Genomic DNA, 21,489 nt, shown 5'->3' on the forward strand with positions numbered 1-21,489 from the left:
CGCAAAAGTTTGAAACCGAGATTCATGTCATGAACGCACAGTTGCAACCGACCGGCTCCGCCTATTTCATAGCCAAGGAGACGGAAAAACCAGAGAACCACACGCTTTCGGTCCTGGTCGACAACGAGCCGGGCGTGCTTGCCCGGGTCATCGGCCTGTTTTCCGGACGCGGCTACAACATCGAGAGCCTGACGGTCTCGGAAACCGAGCACGAAAAGCATCTGTCGCGCATCACCATCGTGACGCGCGGCACCCCGCATGTGCTGGAGCAGATCAAGCACCAGCTCGAGCGCATCGTGCCGGTGCACCGCGTCGTCGATCTCACCGTGCGGTCGCAGGAATTCGGACAGGAGCGGCCACTGGAGCGGGAACTCGCGCTGGTCAAGGTCGCCGGCACCGGTGAAGCCCGCGTCGAGGCGCTCCGGCTCGCCGATGCATTCCGCGCCAGCGTCATCGATGCCAACACCGAGCATTTCATCTTCGAGATCACCGGCAAGGGCTCCAAGCTCGATCAGTTCATCGCCATCATGAAACCGCTCGGGCTAGTTGAAATCTGCCGTACCGGAGTGGCGGCGATGAACCGCGGCCCGCAAGGGATGTGATCATCCAGCTTGGCTCTATCTCATCGCTTTGCCACCGATCGCATTGATTAGGGGAACGGCATGACATTCGATGCATTCTTCGCCTTGCTGGTCTATGCCTTCGTGACCTCGATCACACCGGGCCCGAACAACTTCATGCTTCTGGCCTCGGGGGTGAATTTCGGCTTGGTCAAGACCGTGCCACACATGCTGGGCATCAGCATGGGCTTCCTCGTGCTGTTGCTTGCGGTAGGCTTCGGGCTTGGCGCCGTATTGACGGCCTTTCCGGTGCTGCATACCGGGTTGAAGATCGCCGGCGGCCTCTACCTGCTTTATCTCGCCTGGAAGATCGCCGTGTCGCGCTCGCTCGGCGGCGAAGGCGACGCGAAGGGCCAGCCGATGCGCTTCATCGAGGCTGCGGCTTTCCAGTGGGTCAATCCCAAGGCTTGGGTGATGGCGATTACAGCCATGGCCGTCTATACGAACCCGGAACGCCCGTTTGTGTCGGTGGTGCTGATCGCGGCCGCTTTCGCCGTCGTCATGCTGCCGAGCATTTCGACCTGGGCCGGTTTCGGCATGGCGCTGCGCGGTTTTCTGGCGGATGCGGTGCGGCTCAAATGGTTCAACATCGCCATGGGCGTGATGCTTGCGGCGACGCTGTGGCCGATGCTGCGTTAGCTGCCGTTTTATTGTGCACTGCACATTAAATCTTCGTAATGACGGGTTTTGGCCCTTTTTCGCCTTCGGCATCCTCTATTATCTGGCAAAAGCGCGGCAAGAGGCTGCGAGTTGAGCTAGACTGCAGCCACTGGATAGCGGCGTGTCGGATCGAGAGGCCTTTTGTCGATGCGCGGAAAGATCGTATTTGCGGTGATCGCTGCAGCCTGCGTTGCCGCGGCGTGGCTCTATCTTTCGCCCAGCGCAATGAGCGGTCTTCAGCAGATTCTGTCGGTGAAGCAGACGACGGCGGCCGCGGACAAACCCGCTGCAGCGGCAAATGCCGCGCGTTCGACTTCGGTGGTTGCCGCCACCGCTTCGACGGCCGATTTCCCGGTCCGGCGCTATGCCATCGGCTTCGTGTCCTCTCCTGCCGTGGTCAGCATCAACGCACGGGTCTCGAGCCAGATCGTTGCAATCGCGGTCAACGACGGACAGATGGTGAAGGCCGGAGACCTTCTGTTCTCGCTGGACGATCGCTCGTTGAAGGCGCAACTGACACGCGATCAGGCGACGCTCGCGAAAGACCAGGCGCTGCTTGCCAGCGCAACGGCCGATCTTCAGCGCGCCAAAAATCTCGTCGCCAGGCAGGCCGGGACACAGCAGACCTACGATCAGGCTGTCGCGGCGCAGAAATCCGCCGCGGCCACCGTCGACGCCGACAAGGCAACGATCGATGCAGACCAAATCCAGCTTGGCTTCGCCACAATCAGGGCGCCGATCTCCGGCAGGCTTGGCGCGGTCAGCGTCGCGGTCGGCGACCTCGTCACCACCAGCAACGGCAGCAGCACGTCGACTCCGCTGGTGACGATCACGCAGGTCGACCCGCTGCAGGTGAACTTCAATCTTCCGGAAAGCGATCTTGCCTTGCTGCACAAGGCGCTGGCAGCGCCGCAGCAAGGTGCGGTAACGCTGACCAAGGATGGCGACCCGAAGCCGATCGGCAAGGGAACGCTGGATTTCGTCGATTCCAGCGTAGACACGGCGTCCGGCACGATCGCAACGCGAGCCAGCGTGCCCAACGCCGATCTTTCGCTGTGGCCGGGCCAATATGTCAACGTCGTGCTCGATGCCGGCATCATGCCACAAATGACGTCCGTTCCGACGGTCGCCGTCCAGCCCAGCCAGAAGGGCCCGTTCGTCTATGTGATCAAGCCGGACAACACAGTGGAAATGCGGCCCGTGCAAGTCGCGCTGACAGAAGGTGCCAACACCGCGATCAGCCAAGGATTGAAAAGCGGCGAGCGTGTCGTCGTCGAGGGCCAGACCAAGCTGAAAAACGGCGCGGCGGTGCGCGAAGGCAAGGCTTCGACCGGCACCGGCGATCAGGCGGCTCCGAAGGTTGCCGAGGCTGACCGGACCGGCGGAACACAGCCATGATTTCCGAATTCTGCATCCGCAGGCCCGTCGCCACGCTGCTCATGTCGTTCGCCCTGGTTCTGGGCGGGCTATTTGCTTACAAATTCCTGCCGGTCGCGGCGCTGCCAAGCGCGGAATTTCCGGTTGTCAACGTCTCGGCCTCGCTGCCTGGTGCCTCGCCGGAAACCATGGCGACCTCGGTAGCAACGCCTCTGATCAAGCAGTTTTCCACTATCGCAGGTATCGATTCGATCTCGACGACCAACTCGCTCGGCTCGACCTCGATCGCCATTCAGTTCGTGCTCAACCGCGACATCGATGCAGCCGCCGCCGACGTGCAGGCGGCGATCGCACGCACGCAGCGACAATTGCCGCCGGAGATGACCAGCCCGCCGAGCTACCGCAAGGTCAATCCAGCCGACGCGCCGATCCTGCTGATGTCGCTTGTCAGCGACACCATTCCGCTGACCGATCTCAATGCGTTTGCCGAGAATGTGATTTCGCCTTCGCTGTCGACGATCGACGGCGTTGCGCAGGTTTCGATCTACGGCCAGCAGAAATATGCCGTGCGCGTCCAGATCGATCCGACGGCGCTCGCCGCACGCGGCATTTCGATCGACCAGCTGCAGACGGCCATTGCCTCGGCCAACAGCAACACGCCGCTCGGTGTGCTCAAGAACAACAAACAGCAGCTGACAATCACCGCGAACACGCAGCTCACCAATGCGGCGGGGTTCTCCAACATCATCATCGCCACCAAGAACGGCCATCCGGTGCGGCTCGGCGAGGTGACCCGCGTCATCGATTCGGTCGAGACCACGACGACGGCAAGCTGGTACGACGGCACCCGCGCCATCATCATGGCGGTGCAGCGTCAGCCGGATGCCAACACCGTCGATGTCGTCGACCGCGTCAAGGCGATGCTGCCTTCCTTCGAGGGTCAGATGCCGGCGACGGCGAGCATCCAGTTGCTCAACGACCGCTCGACGTCGATCCGCGAGGCGGTCGACGACGTGCAGTTCACGCTGCTGCTCACCATCGCGCTCGTGGTGATGGTGATCTTCCTGTTCCTGCGCCGGGTGACGGCGACGGTCATCCCGGCAGTGGCGGTGCCGATTTCGCTCATCGCCACGCTGGGTGTGATGTACCTCTTCGGGTTTTCCATCGACAACGTCTCATTGATGGGGCTGACGCTGGCGGTCGGCCTTGTCGTCGACGATGCAATCGTCATGCTCGAAAACATTTTCCGCCATATGGAGGAGGATGGGCTCTCGGCAATGGAGGCGTCGCTCAAGGGCGCCCGCGAAATCGGCTTCACCATCATCTCGATCTCGATCTCGCTGGTCGCCGTGTTCATTCCGGTGCTTTTGATGGGCGGCGTGATCGGGCGCATCTTCAACGAATTCGCGGTGGTGGTGACGGTCGCCATCCTGGCGTCGATGTTTGTCTCGCTGACGTTGACGCCGATGCTGTGCTCGCGGCTGTTGTCGTTATCGAAAGCCGAGCAGAAGGCGGCGCATGGCGAGGACCATAGGCAAAACGTTTTCATGCGGGGCTATGACTGGCTGCTGACATTCTGCCTGCGCCACAATTTCCTGGTTTTCCTTATCTTCCTCGTGACCGCCGGGCTGTCGGTCTGGCTGATCCAGATCTCGCCGAAGGGCTTTTTCCCACAGGAGGATATCGGCCAGGTCTCGGTTACGACCATCGCGCGTCAGGATATTTCGTTCGACGCCATGGTGAAGCTGCAGGGGCAAGTGGCGGATGTCTTCACCCGCTCGCCCTACGTCGCGCATGTCGGCTGGTCGGCGGGCAGTGGAAACAATGCGCTCAACCAGGGCCAGCTGTTTGTGCAGCTGAAGGACAAGGGCCAGCGACCGAACATCGACAAGGTGCTTTCGGATCTGCGGCGCCAGCTTGCCAATGTGCCCGGCATCGAAACCTACATGCAGCCGGTGCAGAACCTGCGGCTCGGTGCGCGCTCTTCGGCGAGTGCCTATCAGCTTGCCGTGCAGGGCCTCGATACCGGCCTGACGAATGTCTGGGCGCAAAAGTTGACGGACGCGATGGCTGCCGATCATGGCGCCTTCACCGACGTCACCAATGATCTGCAGAACAACGCGTTGCAGGCGACGCTGGTGATCGACCGCGACAAGGCATCGACGCTTGGCGTCGATACCGACACGTTGCGTTCCAGCCTCTATGGCGGTTTCGGCACCCAGCAGGTGTCGACCATCTTCGGTTCGGCCGACAGCTATAAAGTGGTCATGGAGCTCGACCCGAAGATCGAGTGGTCGCCCGAACGGATGCTGGCGATCAAGGTGAGAACGGCGAGCGGCAGCCTGGTGCCGCTTGGCGCCTTCGCGCGTGTCGATCGGACCGCCGGTACCCTGACCGTCAATCAGCTCGGCCAGCTTCCGGCTGTGACCATCTCCTACAATCTGCCGCAGGGCGTAGCCCTTGGCGACAGCGTGAGCCACATCAATGCGCTGAAGGAAAAGATCGGCATGCCGCCGACGATCTCGACCACTTTCTCGGGCACGGCGAAGACCTTCCAGGATTCGCTTTCCAACCAGGGGCTGCTGATCGGCGGCGCGATCCTGACCATCTATATCGTTCTCGGCATGCTCTATGAGAGCTTCATCCACCCGCTCACTATCCTGACCGGGCTTCCGTCGGCGGTGCTCGGTGCGCTGGTGGCACTGCGGCTGGCGGGAATGGATTTGTCGGTGATCGCGGTGATCGGCATCCTGATGCTGATCGGCATCGTCAAGAAGAACGGCATCATGATGATCGACGTGGCGCTCGAGCTTAGGCGCGAGGGGATGTCGCCTGTCGAATCCATCCACAAGGCCTGCCTGATGCGCTTCCGGCCGATCATGATGACCACGCTTGCGGCGCTGATGGGCACCATCCCGATCGCGCTCGGTACCGGCGCCAGCGCGGAACTGCGCCAGCCTCTCGGCGTGGCGGTGGTCGGCGGTCTTGTCGCCTCGCAGGCACTGACGCTGTTCGTCACGCCCGTCATCTACGTCTACATGGAGCATTTTTCCGGCTGGCTGGTCAGGTTGTGGGCGGTGCGCCGGGGCGAGCCGAGCCCGGTCGAGGCGGTCGACCAGCCGTCACTGTTCGACGACGAGGAAGAACCGGTGCCGCAGAAGGCGGCAGCCGAATAGAGCTGGCCCAAGCCGTGGTGCTTGCGGCCGGGTGTCCGCGATCGTAATTTGACGCCATGTCGCATAATCACGACCACGACAACGAGCTTGATCCTTTTGCGGCGCGGGTGCGCGCACTGGAGACGATTCTCACCCGCAAAGGCCTGATCGATCCGGCGGCGATCGATGTCATCGTCGACACCTACGAGACCAAGATCGGGCCGCGCAACGGCGCAAAGGTGGTGGCGAAGGCCTGGGTTGATCCCGCGTTTGCAGCATGGCTGAAGCGTGATGCAACGGCGGCCATCGAATCGCTCGGCTACACCGGCCGGCAAGGCGAGCACATGCAGGCGGTGTTCAACACGGCCGACACGCACAACCTCGTCGTCTGCACGCTATGCTCCTGCTATCCGTGGTCGGTGCTCGGCCTGCCGCCGGTCTGGTACAAGGCGCCGCCCTACCGTTCGCGCGCGGTGATCGATCCGCGCGGCGTGCTCGAGGAATTCGGGCTGACCTTGCCGGCGACGACGACAATCCGGGTGTGGGATTCGACCGCCGAGCTGCGCTATCTCGTCGTGCCGATGCGGCCCAGGGGTACGGAGGGCTGGGATGAGGGACGGCTCGCCGATCTGGTGACGCGCGATGCCATGATCGGCACGGCGCTGGCGCGGGAGCCGGCATGAACGGGCCGCAGGATCTCGGCGGCCAGATGGGTTTCGGGCCGGTCGCGCCCGAGAAGGACGAACCCTATTTCCATGCCAATTGGGAAAGGCGGGCGCTTGGCGTGACGCTCACCGCTGGCGGCATGGGCGCCTGGAACATTGATGAGAGCCGGCATGCGCGGGAATCGCTGCGCCCGGCCGACTACTATGCGTCGAGTTATTACGAAATCTGGATCAAGGCGCTGGAGGTGCTGCTCAAACGCCATGGTTTCGTCAGCGACCGCGATCTGGCCGCGGGCGACGCAGTCGACCCGGCAGCGACACCCAAACGGGTGCTGAAAGCCGCAGATGTTCCGAGGGTGCTGGCCAAGGGCGGGCCTTGCGACCGGCCTGTCGCCGCCCCGCGGCGGTTCAAGGCCGGCGACCTGGTGCGAACCAAGAACTTTCATCCGACCGGCCACACCAGGCTGCCGCGCTATGCCCGCGACAAGCAAGGCGTTATCGACGCCGTGCGCGACGCCTTTGTCTTTCCCGACACCAATGCGCACGGCCAGGTTGAAAACCCGCAATGGGTCTACACAGTGGCCTTCACCGGCGACGAAATCTGGGGCGAGGGCGCCGACCCGACACTTGTCGTGTCGATCGATGCCTGGGAGAGCTACCTTGAGCCGGCATGAGACGGGGTCAGTCGCCGCCATGCTGCCCGCCGGTGTCGAGGCGCCGGTTTTCGCCGAGCCGTGGCAAGCAGAGGCCTTTGCCATGACGGTGGCACTGCATGATAACGGGCTGTTTTCATGGAGCGAATGGGCGGATGCTTTGTCGGCAGAGGTGAAGCGGCCAGGCGCCGCGAGCGACGGTCATGATTATTACGAGCACTGGCTGGCGGCACTGGAAAAACTGCTTGCTTCGAAAGGTCTGGCTGCGAAGACCGATGTGGACGCCATCGCCGCTGCCTGGGAACGCGCCGCGCATGCTACGCCGCATGGCAAGCCGATCCTGCTGGAGAACGATCCACAGCGGGCCGGGTAAAGCTGCGGTCGCCTGGCGTTGTTCTCTTTACGTTCCGGCTCGTCACTGATAGCCTGACCCTGTCGCAGCGGCGTGATTGCCGGCGATGAAATTGCTGGTGACGGCAGTCACCTTGTCTTTCCCTCGCGAATCCGGTCTGTCGCGCTGATGGAATTCTCTCCTCAACAGGACGAGGCGCTGAAGGCGGTGGCCGGCTGGCTGAAAACCGGCAAGCCGCAGCTGTTCCGGCTGTTCGGCTATGCCGGCACCGGCAAGACGACGCTGGCGCGCTATTTCGCCGAGCATGTCGACGGCCAGGTGCAGTTCGCCGCCTTTACCGGCAAGGCGGCGCAGGTGCTGCGTTCCAAGGGCGCGGTCAATGCCCGCACCATCCATTCGCTGATCTACCGGCCGAAAGGCGAGGAATCGGTAGCGGACGAGGTGACCGGCAAGACATCGATGTCGCCGACATTTTCGCTTAACCGGCAGAGCCCGATCTCGCGGGCCAAGCTCGTCGTCATCGACGAATGCTCAATGGTCGACGAGCAACTCGGCCGTGACCTGATGAGCTTCGGCACGCCGATCCTGGTGCTCGGCGATCCCGGCCAGTTGCCGCCAATCTCCGGCGGCGGCTTCTTCACCGACCACGAGCCCGACATTCTGCTCACCGAAATCCATCGCCAGGCGCGCGACAACCCGATCATCCGGCTGGCGCTCGACGTGCGCGAGGGCCGCGAGTTCATGCGCGGCGACTATGGCGCGGCGCAAGTGATCGGCAAGGAAGACGTCACCCAGGAACTGGTGCTGAAGGCGGACCAGGTGCTGGTTGGCACCAATCGCACGCGCCGTCGCTATAACCAGCGGCTGCGCGAGCTGAAAGGATTCAATGCCGATTATCCGCAAGCCGGCGACAAGCTGGTCTGCCTGCGCAACGACCCGGCCAAGGGACTGCTCAACGGCTCGCTGTGGAAGGTGATGACCTCGTCGCGCGAGACGGTCAAGCCCGGTATCAATCTGCTGGTTTCGCCGGAGGAAGACGACCCGGATCGCGGCGTCGCCAAGATCAAGCTGCTCAAGGCGGCATTCGAAGACCCGGACGCCGACATTCCCTGGCAGCAGAAGAAGCGCTTCGATGATTTCGACTATGGCTATGCGCTGACCGTGCACAAGGCGCAGGGATCGCAGTGGAACGAGATCGTGCTTTTCGACGAAAGCTGGGCGTTCAAGGAAACCCGGCAGCGTTGGCTCTACACCGCCATCACGCGCGCGGCCGAACGGCTGACGATCGTCCGATAGGGCGGCCGTCTCAGCGCTGGGCGGTCGGTCTGGCGCCGAGCCATTCCCAGGCGGCGGCTTCGTCCTTGGTCTCGAAATGACAGAGTTCGATAGGCAAAGAGGCGGGCAAGAAGGCTCTTGCCTCCGCTATCCAGTTCGGCTCACCGACCGCTGCGCAGCGGCTGATATGCTCCACCGCGTGAGCTATGCCCTGTTCGATCGTCTCGTCCGATACGTCGGTCCAGTCGACACCCTCATGATCGATCAGGCGCACCAGCACGTCGATTTTCGGGTGCAGCGCGTAGGCTGCCTCCAGCAATCCGAACAGGTTTTCGGCGTCAGCCGCGGTGACGTGGCCGACGACATCGATGGCGAAGAGATCTTCGCGATCGGTGTCGATGCGGCGCACCGCCGGCACGTCGTCGAGAAAATTCAACAGGGAACTCCTTGCGCTCGATTTCTTCGTTCCCCTTGGAACACCTGAAACCCTCTGTCTGTTCCCCCTAAAGACGGTATAGATGCGCGCCGAGATCAAGCTGGAACCGTGCAAATGCCTGCAAAGCTTTCCGTCAACCTCAATGCAATCGCCATGCTGCGCAACCGGCGCGACCTGCCGTGGCCAAGCGTGACAGGGCTCGGACGCATCGCCCTTGCCGCCGGCGCGCACGGGCTGACGGTGCACCCGCGACCGGACGAGCGGCACACCAGGCATTCCGACCTGCCTGAGATCAGGGCGCTGATCGATGACGAGTTCCCGAATGCGGAATTCAACATCGAGGGCTATCCGACCGAGGATTTTCTGGCGCTTGTGGAAAAGCATCAGCCCGAGCAGGTGACGCTGGTGCCCGACGACCCGGCGCAGGCGACTTCCGACCATGGCTGGAACTTCGCCGCCGAGGCTGCGTTCCTGACACCGGTCGTCAAGCGCCTGAAGAAGGGAGGCTTTCGCGTGTCGCTGTTTTCCGATCCGGATCCCGCTGGCGTGAAAGCCGCTCGCGACACCGGCGCCGATCGGATCGAACTCTATACGGGTCCATATGGCAGCTATCATTCCGATTCGGCAAAAGCGGCGAAGGAATTGGAGAAATTGGGAAAGACGGCGGATGCCGCACTGGCTGCAGGGCTCGAGGTCAATGCCGGGCACGACCTTGTGGTGAGCAATTTGCCGGCACTGGCCAGGCGCATCCCGGCATTGGCCGAAGTGTCGATCGGACACGGGTTGACAGCCGATGCGTTGGAGTATGGCATGGCCGCAACGGTCAGGCGGTTTCTGAAGGCTTGTGGCTGGTAGAGAGAGGCGAGCCGATAGGCCGTGCGTTTCCCGGCATGGCAGCGCGTCCTTTCCATTCCCCGCAACATAGAGCACCGCACGTCTATGGGAGTGTCGTCCATGGCCCTTGCCAACGCTGGTAGCGAGGCAGAACCCATCGAGCAATCCAGCCACTCCAAGGCCGAGCAGCACAGCACCAGAGTTTTGATGCTGGGCGCGTTGGGCGTGGTTTACGGCGATATCGGCACGAGCCCAATCTACGCGTTTCGGGAAGCGCTGCACGCATCGTCGGGACCGGTAGCGCGCAACGACGTCCTTGGCGTGCTGTCGCTTATCGTTTGGGCGCTGACGATCATCGTCACGATAAAGTACGTCGCTTTCGTGCTCAGAGCAGACAACAAGGGTGAGGGCGGCACGCTGTCGCTGATGGCGCTTGCACGCAACGCTTATCCAAAGGGAGCCCGGTTCATTCTGGGGATCGGACTTTGCGGTGCGGCGCTTTTTTTCGGCGACGCCATCATAACGCCGGCCATCTCCGTGCTTTCGGCGGTTGAAGGGCTGGAAGTGGTGACCCCGACGCTGGAGACCTTTGTGGTTCCGATCACGCTGATCATCCTTGCAATGCTTTTTGCCGTGCAACGCTTTGGCACCAGCAGGGTGGCGGCCGTGTTCGGGCCGGTGACGGCAACGTGGTTCCTGGCCATCGGCGCTGCCGGGGTCTATCATCTGCTGGACGACCCGTCGGTCCTGCTGGCGATCAATCCCTATTACGCCGTCGCTTATCTGGCCAATACGCCCACCGGCGCCTTCGTCACGGTCGGGGCGGTGTTCCTGGCGGTCACCGGGGCCGAGGCCCTCTATGTCGATCTCGGTCATTTCGGGCGCAGGCCGATCGTGCTGGCATGGTTCTCCGTCGTGTTCCCTTGTTTGCTCCTCAACTATTTCGGACAAGGCGCGTTCGTTCTGGCCAACGGCGGCAAACCCACCAATCCATTCTTTCAGATGCTGCCCGATTGGGCCCTGATGCCCATGGTTGGCCTTGCGACGGCAGCGACGGTGATCGCCAGCCAGGCGGTGATCTCCGGAGCTTTCTCGCTGACCCGTCAGGCGGTGCAGCTCAATCTGCTGCCGCGCATCGAGGTGCAGCATACTTCCGAGATGCAATCCGGCCAGATCTACATGCCGCGGGTCAATCTGGTGGTCGCGCTCGGCGTGATGCTGCTGGTGGTCGGCTTTGGCAGTTCGAGTTCGCTGGCTTCCGCTTATGGCATTTCGGTGACTGGCGAAATGCTGATGACAACCATCCTGCTGTTTGTGGTGATGCGGTTCCGGTGGAAATGGCAGCTTGCACTGGCAGCCGCGCTCGCACTGCTGTTTGGCACGATCGATACCGGATTTTTCCTCGCAAACGTCGTCAAGATACTCGAAGGCGGGTGGGTGTCGATCACGGTCGCTTGCGGCATGGGGTTGATCATGTCCACATGGATCCGCGGCACCCGCTATTTGTTCGACAAGACGCGCCGGAACGAGATCCCGCTGGATTTCCTTGCCGGCAATCTGCTGAAGAAGAAGCCGTATCTGGTGTCGGGCACCGCGGTGTTCCTGACCAGCGATCCGCTGAGCGCGCCGACCGCGCTGATGCACAGCCTGAAGCACTACAAGGTGCTGCACGAGCAGAACGTCATCCTTTCGGTGGTGACGGCACCGCAGCCGGTTGTGCCCGACAGCGAGCGCGTCAAGATGGAGACGGTCAACGAGCTGTTCATGCGGGTGACGCTGACCTTCGGCTACATGGAGCAGCCCAACATCCCGCGTGCGCTGGCGATCTGCCGCAAGCAGGGCTGGAAGTTCGACATCATGACAACGTCCTTCTTCCTGTCGCGGCGTTCGCTCAAGGCCTCGCCCAATTCCGGCATGCCGGTCTGGCAAGACAAGCTGTTCATCGGGCTGGCGCGCACGGCGGCCGACGCAACGGAATATTTCCAGATCCCGACCGGACGCGTCGTCGAGATCGGGACGCAGGTGGCTATTTAAAACGTGTCCGTTGCGACATTCCAGGTGGTCTGCCGATGGGACTGAGTCTGCCAAGTCGTGGAGGACTCGCAATATCGGGACGGAGCCATTACGTGACGGCACTTGATATTGCAGCGCAGCAAGCGTAGAGCACCGCCCGCTTATCGGAGTGTCGTCCATGGCCCTTACCAATGCTGGTAACGAGGCAGAACCTGTCGAACAATCGAGCCATTCTGAGGTCGAGCAGCACAGTACCAAGGTGCTGATGCTAGGTGCGCTCGGCGTGGTTTACGGCGATATCGGCACCAGCCCGATCTATGCATTCCGAGAGGCGTTGCACGCATCGGCCGGTGGCAACGTCGCCAACCGTGGCGACATCCTCGGCGTACTCTCGCTGATCATCTGGTCCCTGACGATCACCGTCACCATCAAATACATCATGTTCGTGCTCCGTGCCGACAATCGAGGCGAGGGCGGGGTCCTGTCGCTGATGGCGCTGGCGCGCAACAGTTTCCCGACGCGCTCGGCGGTGATCCTCGGCATCGGCATCGTCGGCGCGGCGCTTTTTTTCGGCGATGCAGTCATTACGCCGGCGATCTCGGTGCTGTCGGCGGTCGAAGGTATGAATGTCGTCACGCCGACATTCCAGCCCTATGTGGTGCCGCTGACACTGGCCATCCTGGCGATCGTGTTTGCGGTACAGCGGTTTGGCACCGGCGGCGTAGGATTGGTGTTCGGACCAGTCACGGCGCTATGGTTCCTGGCCATCGGCGTTTCCGGCATTAACCACATCATCGCCGATCCGGAAATCCTGCTGGCGATCAGCCCGCATTACATCGTGTCGTTCCTAGTCAATTCGCCCGATGTCGCCTTCGTCACGGTTGGTGCGGTCTTCCTCGCCGTCACCGGCGCCGAGGCGCTCTATGCCGATCTCGGCCATTTCGGCCGCAAGCCGATCGTGCTCGCCTGGCTCGCAATCGTGTTCCCTTGTCTGTTGCTCAATTATGTCGGGCAAGGCGCCTTCGTGCTGGCAAATGGCGGCGTTGTCGGTCATCCCTTCTTCGAGATGAACCAGGGCTGGACGCTTATTCCGATGGTCGTGCTGGCGACGGCGGCGACCGTCATCGCCAGCCAGGCAGTGATCTCCGGCGCTTTCTCGCTGACCAGGCAGGCGGTGCAGCTCAATATGCTGCCGCGTTTCGTCATCCAGCACACGTCGGAAAAACAGTCGGGCCAGATCTATCTGCCGCGCATCAACCTGATGCTGGCGCTGGTCGTGATGCTGCTGGTGGTCGGCTTCGGCGAATCCAGCCGCCTGGCCTCGGCCTACGGTATTTCGGTGACCGGCAACATGCTGGTGACGAACATACTGCTTTTTGTTGTAATGACGCGCATCTGGAAATGGCCGCTCGGCGTCGCGGTCGCCTTGATGGCGGTGTTCGCATTCGTCGATACCGGCTTCTTTGCCGCCAACATAGTCAAGGTGTTTGAAGGGGGCTGGTCCTCGCTTGCCATTGCCGCAGTTATTGTGCTGACCATGTGGACTTGGATCCGCGGCACCCGCTATTTGTTCGAAAAGACCCGCCGGAACGAGATCCCGCTCGATTTCCTTGCCGGCAATCTGCTGAAGAAGAAGCCGCATTTGGTGTCGGGCACCGCAGTGTTCCTGACCAGCGATCCGCTGAGCGCGCCGACGGCGCTGATGCACAGCCTGAAGCACTACAAGGTGCTGCACGAGCAGAACGTCATCCTTTCGGTGGTGACGGCACCGCAGCCGGTTGTGCCCGACAGCGAGCGCGTCAAGATGGAGACGGTCAACGAGCTGTTCATGCGGGTGACGCTGACCTTCGGCTACATGGAGCAGCCCAACATCCCGCGTGCGCTGGCGATCTGCCGCAAGCAGGGCTGGAAGTTCGACATCATGACAACGTCCTTCTTCCTGTCGCGGCGTTCGCTCAAGGCCTCGCCCAATTCCGGCATGCCAGTCTGGCAAGACAAGCTGTTCATCGGGCTGGCGCGCACGGCGGCCGACGCAACGGAATATTTCCAGATCCCGACCGGACGCGTCGTCGAGATCGGGACGCAGGTGGCTATCTGAACAAATGGCCGCGCCCTTTGAGGGCACGGCCATAGTGAGGCTCAGCTCACCAGAGCCGCCTTGTTTGCTTCAAGAAATTGCTTCAGCGGCTGCGGCTTCCTGCCGGACAGCGTCTCGACCGCGTCGGTTACCATGCTGATGCGACCGGAGCGGGTGTTGGTGTCGAAGGAAACGATAACGGGGGCGAAAGCCTCGGGAACGCCGGCTGCCTTCAATCCCTCGGTCAGCGCTTCATCCGTAAGCTGGACAACTTCGATCGGCTTGCCGGTGACCTCGGTGACGAGGGCTGCAATCTCGGCCATCGTGTGGGCCTTGGGGCCGGTCAGCGTGTATGTCGTGCTTTCGGTTGCGCTCGAAGCGAGACCGGCGGCGATCGCGGCTGCCATATCGTCGCGCGCGCCATGGGCAATGCGGCCGTCTCCAGCGGACGTGTACCACTGCCCCGAGGCGATGGCGTGCGGCAGCGCCATGAACAGGTTCTCCTGATACCAGCCGTTGCGGAAGATGGTGTAGGGGATACCGCTTGCCTTGATCGCCTGCTCGGTGCCGTGGTGATCGGGCGCAAACAGTACCGGCGATCCTGGCTCCGGATTGGGCATCGATGTGTAGAGCAGATGCGAAACGCCGGCGCTTTTTGCGGCGGCGACCGCGGCCTCATGTTGGTTCAGGCGCTTGCCCGGAAGGGCAAGCTCGTTCGTCGAAATGATCAGAACCCTGTCGGCGCCGGTAAACGCACTGGCCAGCGATGCTGTGTCGTCGAAGTCGGCCGTCCTGATGGTGACGCCTCGGGCTGCCAGATCGGCCAGATTTTCCGGATTGCGGGTAGCGGCGATGATGCGCTGAGGGGAGACCTTGAGCGTTTCAAGCAGATGATTGATGACGCCGCGGCCAAGCTGGCCGGAGGCGCCGGTGACAAGAAGGGTGTCGGTCATGAAAGGTCCTGACGTTGCGCCGGAGCGGCGGGTTCATATGTTAGTCTCAAAAAGAGACCAGCACTAAAATAGGAATTGACCCATCCTCGTAAAGAAGGCAGTTTTGCGGGAGGTAGGCACACCCGGGGAACCAGCCATGGACGGCAAGATCGTCAATCTGAGATCGAAGCTCGAGATATATAAAGCAGGCAGCGGTGGCGGAAACCTTGCGGATTGCCCGGTTCGCGACGTGATCCAGGGCATAAGCAATAAATGGAGTTCGCTGCTGATGGAGGCCTTGGCCGAGAAGCCGTACCGCTTTGGCGAGTTGCGGCGCCTCGTGCCCGATATTTCACAGCGCATGCTCACCCAGACGCTGCACGATCTGCAGCGCGACGGCTATGTGCATCGCCAGGTGTTTCCGACCAAACCGCCGAGCGTCGAATACAGCCTCACCGATCTCGGGCGCTCGATGTTTGGACCCTTGCATCAGCTGATCCAATGGGCCGAGCTCAATCACGGCGCTGTGCGCGAGGCGCGGAAGGTTTTTGATGCTGCCGAGGGCTGAGCCTCAAGGCCGAGACGGCGGCTTGATTTAGCGACAGCGCTGAAGGATTGTCCGGCCTGGGTTGGGTCGGGCAGATGGGCAATTCTCTGGATATCGCGATTGCCGGCGCGGCGATCAGTTACGCGCTCATAGGAACGGACCGTATCGATACTGCGCTGGAGACCTGCGTTCGCGACAGGCTGGTGGCGACAGTGGCAAGAATTCCGCCGGAAACGAATATCCTTGCCTCGATGATGGCAGGAACGGTGATCAATCCATTCAAGCCGATCGGGCTTGCGGAAGCGCGGTGGCTGAATCGTTTTGGCGGATGATTTCCGAAAGATGCGAACCCTTCGCCCGCAAGAACGCATGGAGGCGCTGCGCATAGTCGGGAGCGACCGCGTCCTTTACGGATGAGCGTTCGTGCAATGCCTCGCGCCAGGCCTCGACATGCGGCTTTCCGTCCAGCATGCCGAAATCGCCGATCCGGTCGAAGACGTCGAAGACGTCGAAATAGCGGAAAATCGGCCCGTAGACCGCATCGACCAGTGAAAAACGCTCGCCGGCGAACCATGGCCCGGCCGCGCCATTCGCCAGTTCCACTTCCAGGCGATCGAACATTGCCGATAGCGTCTCGCTTTCAGCGAGCAACGCGGCTTCCGCAGGCGCCGAATAGAAGCGGCCGATGGCGTTGAGGATGGCCGAGCCGAACTCGATCCAGGCGCGATGCAGGGCACGGGCATAGGGATCGGTGGGATGCAGCGGATTGGGTTGGGTTTCCTCGAGGAATTCGAGGATGACGAGCGATTCGAAGATCACCGTTTCCTGGCCGTCATGCTCAACGCGGAGCAGCGGCACCTTGGCGAGCGGCGATATCGCCTTGAACCAGGCAGGCTTGTTGGCGAGATCGACGGCGATGCGCTCGAACGGCACGTCCTTTTCGCGAAGTGAAATCGCCGCGCGCTGCACATAGGGACAAAGATGGTGGCTGACGAGGATGAGCTTGTCGGTCATCTCACTCTCCCCAGACATAGTTCAATGCGCCGTCCTCGACGCGGGTGGAGAGGAACATCAGGCGGGAGCCCTTCGGCGCCGGGCCTTCGAGGCGATCACCGTTCGCCATGTCGAACGAGGCGCCGTGCCACTGGCAGACGAGCTTGCCGTTCTTGCAGTCGAGCGGGCCACCGAAATGCAGGCAGACGTTGGCGGCGGCGCGGATACGCTCGCCGCTGCGGTAGACATGGACCTCGCGGCCGAAGAACGGAGCGATCAGGCTACCTGTTTCCGGAATGTCGGCGATCCTGCAGATTTCATGCTTCATCGGAATTGCCTCTCATGATTGATGCGATTGCATCTATATAGATGCATTTGCATCGATCGTCAAGCTTGATGCAATTGCATCTATCGCCTACGATGCAATCATGACAGGGATTCCTTCACCTCCAGCCATCAAGGCCTGGGCCCGCCTGATGCGGGTTTCGCGCCAGTTGTTGGAACGAGCCGAGGACGCGCTGAAGGACAGTGGCCTGCCGCCGCTTGCCTGGTACGACGTCCTGCATGAGCTTGCCGAGGCGGGCGAGGGCGGATTGCGGCCGTTCCAGCTCACCGAGCGCACCCTGTTTGCGCAGTACAACATCTCCCGGCTGCTGGCGCGGCTCGAAGCCGACGGGCAGGTCGAGAAGCTTCCAGTTGCCGATGACGGCCGCGGGCAAACAGTCCGCGTCACAGACAAGGGACGCGAGACGCGCCGCCGCATGTGGGCTGTCTACGGCCGGTCGATCGCGGAGTTGGTCGGCTCCCGGCTTTCCAATGATGAGCTCGATGCGCTGTCAGCTCTACTTGGGCGCCTGCGAGATCCGCCCGCCCTGGAGTGACACGCCTTCATGACGAAGATGGCGCCGGTTGGCGAGGTCAGGCACTGCCCAAGAGGAATGCCAATGTCGCCAGAACGCCAAGCCCGATGCGGACCATATGCAGATTGCCCCATTTGACGATCAATTTCCGAGCTTCAGGATTGATGGTGTTAGCGTCCATCGCCTCCAGCGACCTATTTGCCGGCATCATCACCAGCAGCGTCCATGGCCAAGGCAGGATGATCAGCAAGGCGCCGACCAGATAAGCGAGATTGCCGGTCAGCCACCACGCGACGAGGCCCAGAATACAGGCGATGACGGCGATCGAGGCCTGCATGGCGGCGCCGCGTTTGTAGGAAGGCTGCCATTCCTGCAGCAATGCCTTGTCATCGAGGCGAAGCCGCGCCGGCTGCTCGGCGACGCTGACGTAGATAGCCGCGCCCGCGAACACTGCGGCAACGGTCAAGGCAAGCAATCCGGTGAGCATAATCCGTGTCTCCCGTGATGCCCCGCATGGAGCAAACAGAAATAGAGGCTTGCGCCGGGTCGGGCAATACGCCATAAAGCCGAACCGTAACGTACGGTACGCCGTCGAGCTCGTATCTGAACTGCGGGTGAGTTTGCCTCCTGAGGAAAGACTGTGTTGCACGCCGTGACCGACATCGACACCAGCGAGGCGCTGACCGAGCGGCAGAAGGACGTGCTCGACGCCGCCCTTCGCCTGCTGGTCGAAGAGGGCGATCAGTTGACCATGACCGCCGTGGCACGGCGGGCGAGCTGCTCGAAGGAGACGCTCTACAAATGGTTCGGTGATCGCGACGGGCTGTTGACGGCAACGGTGCAATGGCAGGCGTCCAAGGTGCGGGTAGTGCCGCTCGACCGCAAGGGGCTCGACGTTGCTTCGCTGACGGCGAGCCTCGAACGCTTCGCTTCGGACTGGCTCACGGTAATTTCGAGCGACACCTCGATCGCGCTGAACCGGGTGGCGGTCGGCCATGCTAGTTCGGGGAAGGACGATCTCGGCGCCATCGTGCTGGAGAATGGCCGCTTCGCGCTGGCCAGGCGCCTGAAGCCGGTGCTGGAGGCCGGGAGACAGGCCGGGTTCCTTGAATTTTCGGACGCGGAGACGGCGTTCCGCACCTTTTTCGGGCTGGTCGCCCGTGACGTGCAGATCCGCTTGCTGCTTGGCGACCGGCTGGAATTGACTGATGCGGCGATCGGCGGCGATGCCGTCCGGGCGACGCAGCAGTTTCTCGCTCTTTACGGGGCAAAAACCGGGCCGCAAGCCCTCTGAATTTAAACGGGAAGGAAGAAAAAATGCGTGTCTATTATGATCGCGATGCCGATCTCAACCTGATCAAGGGCAAGAAGGTCGCCATCATCGGCTATGGCAGCCAGGGCAGGGCGCATGCGCTCAACCTCAAGGATTCCGGCGTCAAGGACATCGCCATCGGCCTCAAGGCCGGCTCGGCGACCGCCAAGAAGGTTGAGGCCGACGGGCTCAAGGTGATGAGCGTCGCCGATGCCGCCAAGTGGGCCGACCTGATGATGATGGCGACGCCCGACGAGCTGCAGGCCGACATCTACAAATCCGAGATCGCGCCAAACATCCGCGATGGCGCGGCAATCGCCTTCGCCCACGGTCTCAACGTGCACTTCGGCCTGATCGAGCCTAAAGCCTCGGTCGACGTCGTCATGATCGCGCCGAAGGGGCCTGGCCATACGGTGCGCGGCGAATACCAGAAGGGCGGCGGCGTGCCGTGCCTGGTCGCGGTCAACCAGGACGCTTCGGGCAATGCGCTCGACCTGGCGCTCTCCTACGCCTGCGGCGTAGGCGGCGGCCGCTCGGGCATTATCGAGACAAATTTCCGCGAGGAGTGCGAAACCGACCTGTTCGGCGAGCAGGTTGTGCTGTGCGGCGGCCTGGTGGAATTGATCCGAGCCGGCTTCGAGACACTGGTGGAAGCCGGCTACGCGCCGGAAATGGCCTATTTCGAGTGCCTGCACGAGGTCAAATTGATCGTCGACCTGATCTACGAAGGCGGCATCGCCAACATGAACTATTCGATCTCGAACACCGCCGAATGGGGCGAATACGTCTCGGGCCCGCGCATCATCACCGCCGAGACCAAGGCCGAGATGAAGCGGGTGCTGAAGGATATCCAGACCGGCAAGTTCACCTCGGAATGGATGCAGGAATACCGCGCCGGCATGTCGCGCTTCAAGGGCATCCGCCGCAACAACGACAGCCACCAGATCGAGGAAGTCGGCGCCAAGCTGCGCGCGATGATGCCGTGGATTTCCAAGAACAAGCTGGTCGACAAGGCCAAGAACTGAAGGAAATCCACGTTCGTTTCGTTACGCGTCCTCGGGCTTCGCCCTGCGGGCGTGTGGGAATTTCCAAGAACAAGCTGGTCGACAAGGCCAAGAACTGATCGCAATTTCATTGCCGATCAAGAAGGCCGGCGGAGCGATCCGCCGGCCTTTTCGCATCAAGATTGTGTGGTTTCCAGGCTGCTGGACAGGCGCACTCTCCGCATCACCGTGATATGCCTGTGCGGGGCATGGCACCAAAGTGCCAAGGGGGTGAGAGTTGGAACTCAAATTTCTGTTGGTCGGGTTTGCCTGCGCGGTTGCCGGCATGCTCTCCCTCGTCACGTTGCTGAAGTGGTGGGAGGTGAGGGCGGCCAGCCGCTGGTCTCCGACGCCGGGAAAGATCATCTCGTCGCGGGTCGAGGCTCGCGAGGTGACCAGTTCGGGATCCGGTTCGGATAGCAGAGGGTCGACCGAGATGCGCAACTTCCCGGCAATCACCTTCGAATACAAGGTGAACGGCAAGACATTTCGCAGTTCGCACTACAGCGTGCAGGAGAACCTTGGAAACTTTGCGGTGGCGGAAACCCTTGCGAAATTTCCAAACGGGGCCGGCGTAACCGTCTTCTACAATCCAGCCGATCCAGCCAAGGCCGTGATCGAACGCACCATGCCCGACGGCTCCTTCAAGTTCATGGTCCAGCTTTCGGCCGGGCTGGTGGTCGGCGCGCTCGTATTGGTCTTCTCCGTCGGCGGCATCCTCGAAGCGATCCGGCCGTATTTGCCCAGGCCGCAGAACCTCGGCGCCGCAGCCCTTCTGCTTTTCATGGGATTGTTTGTCCTGCGCATGGGCTTTGCCCAGAAGTCGCTTGCGGAGCAGGCCGCGAAATGGCCCATCACGGCAGGACGCATCGACGCCTCGGGCCTGCAGAAATTTGAAACCCGCGACAGGTCCGGAGGCGGTTATCGACCCTGGCGCGCAGTCTTCAAATCTCGCATCGTCTACAGCTATAGCGTCGCCGGCCAGCGCTACGCCGCCGATCGCATCGCTTTCGGCGCAAACGTGACGGCTTCGCTGCCGAGCCTCGTCAGTGGCCAATCACAACGCTATCTCCAGGGAGATAAGGTCGAGGTCCACTACGATCCCGACAACCCGGTTGCAGCGGTTCTCGAATGCAGGGTGAGCGGGCTTTGGCTCCTGTGGGTCTGCGCCGCTGGCTTCCTTGGTGGAGCCGCGCTGCTTGTCGGGGTGATCTAGTGCTGAAGCTGCCGTCCGAGACGCTGTAGATCCAGAGGAAGGGCACTTGTCTTCAGCATCTGACAAGAACTCCGCTGTCGAAGCCAGGCCAAGTCAATCTCACCGTCGCACCGTCGACAACAATATGGATGACACGGGAGAACGGCTCTTCGGCCGACGGGTTGGATCCGTAGCATTGGCTGGCCCGCGCCACCCAGCCCGTTGGCGTCTTGAGGAACGTTGCGTGTTCGCAGCCGAGAGCAGGGACCGACAGCGCGTCGCGGTACAATGTGTAGACAGTCTGGCGTTGAACATCCGCAACGGCGGTACAGTTCGATCTGTTCCCGGACCACGTGCCCACATACTGTTCCGCGGCGAAGGCGTGGCCGCACGAAAATGCTAGGATCGAAATGAGCATCAGGGGATTTCGCATCATCGATTCTTTCTTTTCGGCGTGGCCCTGGGCCATGCTAAAGCATCGATGCTCAAA

The 21,489-nt window shown here is 61.9% G+C and carries 23 protein-coding genes; 17 read left to right on the top strand and 6 right to left on the bottom strand.

Going from position 1 to position 21,489, the window contains the following annotated elements; all coding sequences use genetic code 11:
• Positions 1-29: 29 nt before the first annotated feature.
• From ilvN to RQ479_RS02545, 8 genes are all read left to right on the top strand, one after another.
• The gene (gene ilvN, locus RQ479_RS02510; RefSeq protein WP_023676680.1) at positions 30-602 is read left to right on the top strand and encodes an acetolactate synthase small subunit; all 573 of its coding nucleotides are present in this window, start codon (positions 30-32) and stop codon (positions 600-602) included.
• Positions 603-662: 60 nt separating this feature from the next.
• Positions 663-1,259, top strand: a complete 597-nt coding sequence (locus tag RQ479_RS02515; protein WP_376703991.1) for a LysE family translocator — start codon at positions 663-665, stop codon at positions 1,257-1,259.
• A gap of 168 nt (positions 1,260-1,427) precedes the next feature.
• Positions 1,428-2,678, top strand: coding sequence for an efflux RND transporter periplasmic adaptor subunit (locus tag RQ479_RS02520; RefSeq protein ID WP_376703992.1), 1,251 nt, complete (start codon positions 1,428-1,430; stop codon positions 2,676-2,678).
• Positions 2,675-5,833 (top strand): efflux RND transporter permease subunit, encoded by a 3,159-nt coding sequence (locus tag RQ479_RS02525; RefSeq protein ID WP_376703993.1) that lies wholly within the window; start codon positions 2,675-2,677, stop codon positions 5,831-5,833. Before RQ479_RS02520 ends, RQ479_RS02525 begins: the two co-directional genes overlap by 4 nt.
• A 56-nt stretch (positions 5,834-5,889) precedes the next feature.
• Complete coding sequence (gene nthA / locus RQ479_RS02530; RefSeq protein ID WP_376703994.1) at positions 5,890-6,495, top strand: nitrile hydratase subunit alpha; 606 nt, start codon at positions 5,890-5,892, stop codon at positions 6,493-6,495.
• Positions 6,492-7,151, top strand: a complete 660-nt coding sequence (gene nthB / locus RQ479_RS02535; protein ID WP_376703995.1) for a nitrile hydratase subunit beta — start codon at positions 6,492-6,494, stop codon at positions 7,149-7,151. The genes nthA and nthB overlap by 4 nt, the downstream gene beginning before the upstream one ends.
• Positions 7,152-7,170: 19 nt before the next feature.
• Entirely contained in the window at positions 7,171-7,503 is a 333-nt protein-coding gene (locus RQ479_RS02540) for a nitrile hydratase accessory protein (RefSeq protein WP_376705851.1), read from the top strand.
• Between the two features lie 147 nt (positions 7,504-7,650).
• The gene (locus RQ479_RS02545; protein ID WP_352456559.1) at positions 7,651-8,778 is read left to right on the top strand and encodes an ATP-dependent RecD-like DNA helicase; all 1,128 of its coding nucleotides are present in this window, start codon (positions 7,651-7,653) and stop codon (positions 8,776-8,778) included.
• A gap of 10 nt (positions 8,779-8,788) precedes the next feature.
• Here RQ479_RS02545 and RQ479_RS02550 read toward each other — a convergent pair whose 3' ends face one another.
• Positions 8,789-9,193, bottom strand: a complete 405-nt coding sequence (locus tag RQ479_RS02550; RefSeq protein ID WP_376703996.1) for an STAS/SEC14 domain-containing protein — start codon at positions 9,191-9,193, stop codon at positions 8,789-8,791.
• Between the two features lie 114 nt (positions 9,194-9,307).
• On the opposite strand from RQ479_RS02550, the gene RQ479_RS02555 reads away from it, so the two are divergent.
• From RQ479_RS02555 to RQ479_RS02565, 3 genes are all read left to right on the top strand, one after another.
• Complete coding sequence (locus RQ479_RS02555; RefSeq protein ID WP_376703997.1) at positions 9,308-10,048, top strand: pyridoxine 5'-phosphate synthase; 741 nt, start codon at positions 9,308-9,310, stop codon at positions 10,046-10,048.
• A gap of 99 nt (positions 10,049-10,147) precedes the next feature.
• Positions 10,148-12,061, top strand: a complete 1,914-nt coding sequence (locus tag RQ479_RS02560; RefSeq protein WP_376703998.1) for a potassium transporter Kup — start codon at positions 10,148-10,150, stop codon at positions 12,059-12,061.
• Between the two features lie 157 nt (positions 12,062-12,218).
• Positions 12,219-14,138, top strand: coding sequence for a potassium transporter Kup (locus RQ479_RS02565; RefSeq protein ID WP_352718958.1), 1,920 nt, complete (start codon positions 12,219-12,221; stop codon positions 14,136-14,138).
• Positions 14,139-14,179: 41 nt separating this feature from the next.
• On the opposite strand, the gene RQ479_RS02570 is transcribed toward RQ479_RS02565, so the two are convergent.
• On the bottom strand, positions 14,180-15,070 hold the full coding sequence (locus tag RQ479_RS02570; protein ID WP_376703999.1) for an SDR family oxidoreductase: 891 nt from the start codon (positions 15,068-15,070) through the stop codon (positions 14,180-14,182).
• Between the two features lie 136 nt (positions 15,071-15,206).
• Here RQ479_RS02570 and RQ479_RS02575 point away from each other — a divergent pair, with 136 nt between their 5' ends.
• The gene (locus RQ479_RS02575) at positions 15,207-15,617 is read left to right on the top strand and encodes a helix-turn-helix domain-containing protein (RefSeq protein ID WP_352466906.1); all 411 of its coding nucleotides are present in this window, start codon (positions 15,207-15,209) and stop codon (positions 15,615-15,617) included.
• Between the two features lie 47 nt (positions 15,618-15,664).
• Entirely contained in the window at positions 15,665-15,928 is a 264-nt protein-coding gene (locus tag RQ479_RS02580) for a hypothetical protein (protein ID WP_376704000.1), read from the top strand.
• Here the strand turns inward: RQ479_RS02580 and RQ479_RS02585 are convergent.
• Together RQ479_RS02585 and RQ479_RS02590 are read right to left on the bottom strand one after the other, a co-directional pair.
• A complete protein-coding gene (locus RQ479_RS02585; protein WP_376704001.1) occupies positions 15,876-16,610 on the bottom strand; it encodes a glutathione S-transferase family protein in 735 nt (244 codons plus the stop codon). The genes RQ479_RS02580 and RQ479_RS02585 overlap by 53 nt on opposite strands.
• A 1-nt stretch (position 16,611) precedes the next feature.
• Positions 16,612-16,917, bottom strand: coding sequence for a Rieske (2Fe-2S) protein (locus RQ479_RS02590; RefSeq protein WP_376704002.1), 306 nt, complete (start codon positions 16,915-16,917; stop codon positions 16,612-16,614).
• Between the two features lie 100 nt (positions 16,918-17,017).
• On the opposite strand from RQ479_RS02590, the gene RQ479_RS02595 reads away from it, so the two are divergent.
• Positions 17,018-17,470 carry a MarR family winged helix-turn-helix transcriptional regulator gene (locus RQ479_RS02595; protein ID WP_023676665.1) on the top strand — a complete coding sequence of 151 codons (453 nt, stop codon included), beginning with the start codon at positions 17,018-17,020 and terminating at the stop codon, positions 17,468-17,470.
• 37 nt (positions 17,471-17,507) lie between these two features.
• Here the strand turns inward: RQ479_RS02595 and RQ479_RS02600 are convergent, their stop codons facing one another.
• Positions 17,508-17,936, bottom strand: coding sequence for a DUF1772 domain-containing protein (locus RQ479_RS02600; RefSeq protein ID WP_376704003.1), 429 nt, complete (start codon positions 17,934-17,936; stop codon positions 17,508-17,510).
• A 153-nt stretch (positions 17,937-18,089) separates the two neighbouring features.
• On the opposite strand from RQ479_RS02600, the gene RQ479_RS02605 reads away from it, so the two are divergent.
• The 3 genes from RQ479_RS02605 (at position 18,090) to RQ479_RS02615 (ending at position 21,020) form a co-directional block, all read left to right on the top strand.
• Positions 18,090-18,743 carry a TetR/AcrR family transcriptional regulator gene (locus RQ479_RS02605; protein WP_376704004.1) on the top strand — a complete coding sequence of 218 codons (654 nt, stop codon included), beginning with the start codon at positions 18,090-18,092 and terminating at the stop codon, positions 18,741-18,743.
• A gap of 23 nt (positions 18,744-18,766) precedes the next feature.
• On the top strand, positions 18,767-19,786 hold the full coding sequence (gene ilvC, locus RQ479_RS02610) for a ketol-acid reductoisomerase (RefSeq protein ID WP_023676662.1): 1,020 nt from the start codon (positions 18,767-18,769) through the stop codon (positions 19,784-19,786).
• A 256-nt stretch (positions 19,787-20,042) separates the two neighbouring features.
• On the top strand, positions 20,043-21,020 hold the full coding sequence (locus RQ479_RS02615; RefSeq protein WP_376704005.1) for a DUF3592 domain-containing protein: 978 nt from the start codon (positions 20,043-20,045) through the stop codon (positions 21,018-21,020).
• Positions 21,021-21,072: 52 nt separating this feature from the next.
• Here RQ479_RS02615 and RQ479_RS02620 read toward each other — a convergent pair whose 3' ends face one another.
• Positions 21,073-21,468, bottom strand: coding sequence for a hypothetical protein (locus RQ479_RS02620; protein ID WP_352466899.1), 396 nt, complete (start codon positions 21,466-21,468; stop codon positions 21,073-21,075).
• Between the last annotated feature and the right edge of the window lie 21 nt (positions 21,469-21,489).

Source organism: Mesorhizobium sp. ISC25 (genome assembly GCF_042295465.1).
Lineage (GTDB): Bacteria > Pseudomonadota > Alphaproteobacteria > Rhizobiales > Rhizobiaceae > Mesorhizobium.

Coding starts and splice junctions, on each gene's coding strand:
- RQ479_RS02520 (WP_376703992.1), top strand. CDS start 1,428: ATGCGCGGAAAGATCGTATTTGCGGTGATCGCTGCAGCCTGCGTTGCC.
- RQ479_RS02570 (WP_376703999.1), bottom strand. CDS start 15,070: ATGACCGACACCCTTCTTGTCACCGGCGCCTCCGGCCAGCTTGGCCGC.
- RQ479_RS02555 (WP_376703997.1), top strand. CDS start 9,308: ATGCCTGCAAAGCTTTCCGTCAACCTCAATGCAATCGCCATGCTGCGC.
- RQ479_RS02620 (WP_352466899.1), bottom strand. CDS start 21,468: ATGGCCCAGGGCCACGCCGAAAAGAAAGAATCGATGATGCGAAATCCC.
- nthA (WP_376703994.1), top strand. CDS start 5,890: ATGTCGCATAATCACGACCACGACAACGAGCTTGATCCTTTTGCGGCG.
- RQ479_RS02575 (WP_352466906.1), top strand. CDS start 15,207: ATGGACGGCAAGATCGTCAATCTGAGATCGAAGCTCGAGATATATAAA.
- RQ479_RS02560 (WP_376703998.1), top strand. CDS start 10,148: ATGGCCCTTGCCAACGCTGGTAGCGAGGCAGAACCCATCGAGCAATCC.
- RQ479_RS02545 (WP_352456559.1), top strand. CDS start 7,651: ATGGAATTCTCTCCTCAACAGGACGAGGCGCTGAAGGCGGTGGCCGGC.
- RQ479_RS02585 (WP_376704001.1), bottom strand. CDS start 16,610: ATGACCGACAAGCTCATCCTCGTCAGCCACCATCTTTGTCCCTATGTG.
- RQ479_RS02540 (WP_376705851.1), top strand. CDS start 7,171: ATGCTGCCCGCCGGTGTCGAGGCGCCGGTTTTCGCCGAGCCGTGGCAA.
- RQ479_RS02595 (WP_023676665.1), top strand. CDS start 17,018: ATGACAGGGATTCCTTCACCTCCAGCCATCAAGGCCTGGGCCCGCCTG.
- ilvN (WP_023676680.1), top strand. CDS start 30: ATGAACGCACAGTTGCAACCGACCGGCTCCGCCTATTTCATAGCCAAG.
- RQ479_RS02525 (WP_376703993.1), top strand. CDS start 2,675: ATGATTTCCGAATTCTGCATCCGCAGGCCCGTCGCCACGCTGCTCATG.
- RQ479_RS02600 (WP_376704003.1), bottom strand. CDS start 17,936: ATGCTCACCGGATTGCTTGCCTTGACCGTTGCCGCAGTGTTCGCGGGC.
- ilvC (WP_023676662.1), top strand. CDS start 18,767: ATGCGTGTCTATTATGATCGCGATGCCGATCTCAACCTGATCAAGGGC.
- RQ479_RS02515 (WP_376703991.1), top strand. CDS start 663: ATGACATTCGATGCATTCTTCGCCTTGCTGGTCTATGCCTTCGTGACC.
- nthB (WP_376703995.1), top strand. CDS start 6,492: ATGAACGGGCCGCAGGATCTCGGCGGCCAGATGGGTTTCGGGCCGGTC.
- RQ479_RS02565 (WP_352718958.1), top strand. CDS start 12,219: ATGGCCCTTACCAATGCTGGTAACGAGGCAGAACCTGTCGAACAATCG.
- RQ479_RS02590 (WP_376704002.1), bottom strand. CDS start 16,917: ATGAAGCATGAAATCTGCAGGATCGCCGACATTCCGGAAACAGGTAGC.